This is a genomic window from Protofrankia sp. CiP1_Cm_nod3, from assembly GCF_982290655.1.
Genome location: NZ_CEVIVD010000137.1, coordinates 1 through 4,950 on the forward strand (window position 1 = coordinate 1; position 4,950 = coordinate 4,950).

A 4,950-nucleotide genomic window follows, 5' to 3' on the forward strand; every position below is an offset into this window, starting at 1 on the left:
CTCTTCCGCTGAACGCTCTTCCGCTGAGCGACACCTCCCCCGGCTCCCGGAGATCCCCTGGCTCCGGCAAGCGAGGAGCATCCCTGGCATATGCCGCGACAGCAATATTCGCATCCTCCGTGTGAGATGATCGTCACCATCACCGGATGGCACAGAAACCACGGGGGCGCGGGATCGTGCGGGAACGTCTGCTGGTGCGGCTACGAGCACGGCTTGAACAGGCCGCTGCGGGAGATCCGAAAGGAATCTTGGATCCACAGGCACTAACCGAGGTGCGCGCCCTACTGAAGACGATCGACGATCCAGCCACCGACCTGGAAGCTGCTGACACGGCTGGATGGCTGCATTGGGAGACCCCGGTCAACTGGACGAGGCGATCGATCTGCTCACCCGGACGCTGGCGCTCACTCCCGCCGACCATCCCAACCTCGCCATATACCTGTCCAACATCGGCCTTGCCCTGCGCATCCGGTTCGAGTGGGCCGGGAAGATAGCGGACCTCGACGCCGCGATCATTGCTGGCCAGGAAGCAGTCGCGACCACCCCCACAGACCCCCCATGTCGCAGCCTCCTGAAAACTGACCCCCTGAGTGGCCGATCAGTGACCAGCATGCTGTGGAGATCGCCGAGCACATCTACACCCTCCTCGGCACCAACGGCACCGACGCGGACAATGTGGCCGTCGCGGTGCATACGGCGACCCGGCGACTCCGTAGCCGGTGGCCACACGAACCGTCGGTGTGGGCGTCACACATCCATGCCGGTGCCTGACGCGCCGTAGCCGCCTGGACGGTGCACATCCCGGGCCGGCACCCCGGCATGGAACGACGCACGGTACGACGAGGAGAACTGATGGGCATCGACGATGGCGAGACCAGCGGCGGAGTGAACGAGATCAAGGGGGTGCTGGAGGCGGCCCGGGCGATCCGCCCCTATCTGGACGAGCTGGTCGGCTCGGCGGCCGCCGATCTGGACCGCAGCCTCACCCACCAGCTCACCGCCGGCACCACCGCATCCGGTGCCACCGCTGGCGCCACCACTGCCGGCACCACCGGCACCGGCACCACCACCTCCGGCGTCACCACCGCCGACACCAGCGGCACCGCTGCCGCCGGCACCACTGCCGACCGGCTGGCCACCATCGACCAGGCTGCGGTCGCCGGCCGGCTCCGTGAGCTGCTTGACGGGGACGAGACCACCGCGTGGTTCCTCCGCACGGTCCTGGAGGACGCGCCGCGCTACCGGCCGCCCTACTTCCAGCCCCGTTACCTGTACCGGCAGACCGGTGGCGCGCTCGTCCTGCCGGGCGATCCCGGCCCGGTCGAGGCCAGCCGCTACGTCTGCCCGCGCGGCGACTACGCCTGGTACCGGCCCGAAGTCGGCGCCGCGATCCCGCAATGTCCCACCCATCAGGTCCATCTGGTGCGAGGCTGACACCCGATGCTGGGGGCGTTCTGGGACGCGGTCGGGGGGAAGCTCGCCGACCGTTGGGCCGCCGTCACCGCCCCCGCGCTGGTCTTCTGGCTGGCCGGGCTCGCCGCCTGGACCCGCCACCGCGGGGATCTGCACACGCTGAGTGAACAGACCGACTGGCTGGACCGGCAGTCCCCGGCCGTGCAGACCGCCGCCATCCTCACCGTCCTGCTCGCCGTGGCAGCCTCCGGCATCCTCGTCGCCCGCACCGCCACCCCGGTGCTGCGGCTGCTGGAGGGCTACTGGCCTGCCTGGGCCGGCCCGCTCCGCCGCCGGCTGGCCGGCTGGCTCGCGGCCCGCGCCACCGCCGACCAGGACGCCTGGCAGGCCGCCTACGCCCGCGTCCGGGCGCCGAACACCCCCACCACCGACGAGCTCGCCGTCTACACCCGGCTGGAACGCCGCCGCCGACGCCGCCCGGCCGCCTCCGGCTACTTCCTGCCCACCCCGATCGGGAACATCCTGCGCGCCGCCGAACGCCGCCCGCTGGACAAGTACGGCCTGGACGCGATCATCCTGTGGCCGCGGCTGTGGCCGGCGCTGCCCGAGACCACCCGCGCCGACCTGCTCGCCGCCCGCGCCAGCCTGGACGCGGCGGTCACCACCGCGGTGTGGGGGCTGCTGTTCTGCGCGTTCACCCCGTTCACCTGGCTGGCGCTGCCCGTCGGGCTCGCCGTCGCCGTCGGCAGCGTGGTGCTGGTGGTCCCGGCCCGGGCGCAGACGTTCGGCGACCTGGTCGAGGCCGCCTACGACCAGCACCGCGTCCTGCTCTACACCCAGCTGCGCTGGCCGCTCCCGGCCAGCCCGGCCGCCGAACGCGCCGAGGGCGCCCGGCTGACCGCCTACCTGTGGCGGGGCTCCGACGACACTCACCCCACCTTCACCCCGCCCCCCGGCTAGAGCGCCGGTCAGGGAACCATACGTATCCCCCCTGAACGATGGCACGCGTCGATGGACGTCGGCCACCGGAGAAGATCGGCATAATTTTGTCGTTGTGTACGCTTTTGCGGCCAAAAAGCGTACACAACGACAAACTCTCCTGGATCATGACCTGTGCGAGTGGCCGTGGATGGGATCCGCACTCCTTGGCCGGCGCACTGGGAAGTGTCAGCCGGGCAGCGCGAATCCCGTCCGCGGCCGGCTGGACGGGTCACGATGTGGCGTGGGCAGGGCCCGCCGGATGCCGGCATGTATCTACCAATAGTAACGATCATGGGACGCGAGGTTGCGTGTCGTGAAGTGGACAGGACGGCGTGGGGCGGGCCCCGACGGGCCGTCCGGACGTTGAATTCATCGTCAATATGATCTAGATCATGCATCACCGCAGGTCAGGGTGTTGCTACGGAGCTTGGTTGAAAAATTTCAAGTAACCGGCCGCAACAACACAAACCTCTTTCAGTTACAACCCTTGCGCCGCCGCATTCATCGGCGGTCTGCTGCCGATGGGCAACCACCCTGGGCAGGTGGATGATGGCATCGGGTCAGCGGCAACTCCTCCGTAATGCCGCTGGCAGCGGGAAGGCGTCATCAGGGGGTCGACATGCCCGTTCCCACGGATGTCCGGCTGAACGTCCGGATCCTGCTCGACACCGGCGGCTACCTGGTCGCGCACTATCGGTCCGACGTGTCCGCCTACCTCCTGCCCGGCGGTGACGTCGAGCCCGCCGAAGGGATCGCCTCGGCGGCGGCCCGCTACGTCCACGCCCTGACCGGCTCGCCGGCCGTCCCGACCGAGTTCGTCGGCTGTGTCGAGCACCACGGGCCGGACGCGAAGCACACGGTCACCGCGCTGTTCGCCGCCGACCTGCCCGCCGGTGCCGCCGCCCCGGCCACCCACGCGGGCGCCGCGCTCGTCCCGCTGGCCCTGGAGGACTTCGACGAACGGTCGCTGACACCCGCCGCCGTCTCGGTCGCGGTGGACCGCTGGCTGGAGGACCGCTGGCCGGTGTGGCAGGGGCTGCCGGTACACGAGCCCGACGCGTGGTGGAACCATCTCAGCCAGTCCGTGCACGTGCTGCGGGCCCAGCTGCACGCCCGGCGGCACGAGCTCGACGACGCCGCGTTCCGGGACGCCGCGGTCGCCATCTGCGCGCTCGTCGCCGCCGCCGACGGCACGATCGACGCGCGGGAGCGGGACGCCATGGCGCACATCGTCGCCACCGACCGGACGCTCAGCGCCTTCCCGCCCAAGGAACTCGTCCACCTGTTCGACACCCATGTGGACGCGCTGCGCGCGGACGCCGCCGCCGGCCGGGCCGCGGCGCTGCGCGAGATCGCCAAGGTGCGGGGCAGCCGGTCGCGGGCAAGATCGGTCGTGCAGTTCGGCGCGGTGATCGGGCGCTCGGACGGCACGTTCGACCCCGCCGAGCGGGCCGTCGTCCAGGAGGCGATGGACGTCCTCGGGCTCGACCCGTCCTCGCTGGCGGTGCAGCGGGTCCAACGGGTCAGGAGCACCCGCGGATAGGTCGCCTGGCCACCGCCGCGGGAGCCGGCGGCCAGGCCGAGGCCGGGGCCCGACAACAGGGCCGCGGGGCCACGCCGGGCGCCGCCCGGTGCCTCGCCCGGCACCACCAGCCGCCGCCGGCGCACCGACAGCCTGCCGGGAACCGGCCGCCGGCACCCCGCGGGACGCCGGGAAGGCGTCGTCCCTACCGTCGGCATCACCGAAGCAGCAACGCCACCCCGACCACCAGCCACCCAGCCAGCCAGCCAGCAGCTCGAAGCGCTCGGAGCAGCCGAACCAGCCGAACGTGGTCGATCCAGCCCACCTTCACCCGTGAGGGAAGCCATGCTCGAGAAGAACGACACGACAGTCCCGCCGGCGGCCCGGCCGCTACCGCATCCCGGCAGGGACGCCGCCCGGGCCGCCGGCTCGACACTCGCCGGCCGGGGACGCCCCGCCGCCGCGGGCGGCCCGTACGGCCTGGGCGCCCCCGGCCGCGACGCCATCCCGGTGCTGAGCGCCCGCATGCTCTTCGTCTCCGGCGAGCGGGTGCTCATCGCCAACCGGCGCGGGCACTCCTGGTTCTCCCTGCCGGGCGGGAACGTGGAGCCCGGCGAGAGCGTGGAGGGGGCGCTGCGCCGCACGATCCGGGGGGAGGCCGGGCTCGCGACCCACGCGCTGGACTTCGTCGGATGCGTGGAGCACACGTTCACCGAGGCCGGTCAGAGCTGGCATGAGATCAACATCGTGTTCGCCGCGGCGCTGCCCGCCTTCGCGCAGATCGTCAGCCGGGGCGAGTCGATCGACATCAGTTCCGCCTCGGTGTCCACGCTCCACACGTTGGAGTTCCGGCCGGTGTACCTGCGGACGGCCATCCTGCACTGGCTGCGCACCCACCGGCCGTCCTGGTACGGCCCGGACGGGCTCCCCCGGACGACCGCCGGGCAGAGCTGAGAGACCAGGCTGAGAGGCCGGGCCGAGATACCGGGCCGAAGAAGCCGCGACCGCCCCGCGGCCAGAACCGGACCACGACC

The 4,950-nt window shown here is 71.5% G+C and carries 4 protein-coding genes; all 4 read left to right on the forward strand.

The window, feature by feature from the left end:
• Window positions 1-852 precede the first annotated feature (852 nt).
• The 4 genes from AC5LUJ_RS19770 to AC5LUJ_RS19785 all read left to right on the forward strand — a co-directional run bounded on the left by AC5LUJ_RS19770 (window position 853) and on the right by AC5LUJ_RS19785 (window position 4,870).
• Window positions 853-1,434: a hypothetical protein gene (locus tag AC5LUJ_RS19770; protein ID WP_250290381.1), complete on the forward strand. Its 582-nt coding sequence runs from the start codon at window positions 853-855 to the stop codon at window positions 1,432-1,434.
• 6 nt (window positions 1,435-1,440) lie between these two features.
• Window positions 1,441-2,373 (forward strand): hypothetical protein, encoded by a 933-nt coding sequence (locus AC5LUJ_RS19775; protein WP_250290379.1) that lies wholly within the window; start codon window positions 1,441-1,443, stop codon window positions 2,371-2,373.
• A 640-nt stretch (window positions 2,374-3,013) separates the two neighbouring features.
• Window positions 3,014-3,937, forward strand: a complete 924-nt coding sequence (locus AC5LUJ_RS19780) for a TerB family tellurite resistance protein (protein ID WP_250290376.1) — start codon at window positions 3,014-3,016, stop codon at window positions 3,935-3,937.
• 324 nt (window positions 3,938-4,261) lie between these two features.
• Complete coding sequence (locus AC5LUJ_RS19785; protein ID WP_250290373.1) at window positions 4,262-4,870, forward strand: NUDIX domain-containing protein; 609 nt, start codon at window positions 4,262-4,264, stop codon at window positions 4,868-4,870.
• Window positions 4,871-4,950: the final 80 nt, after the last annotated feature.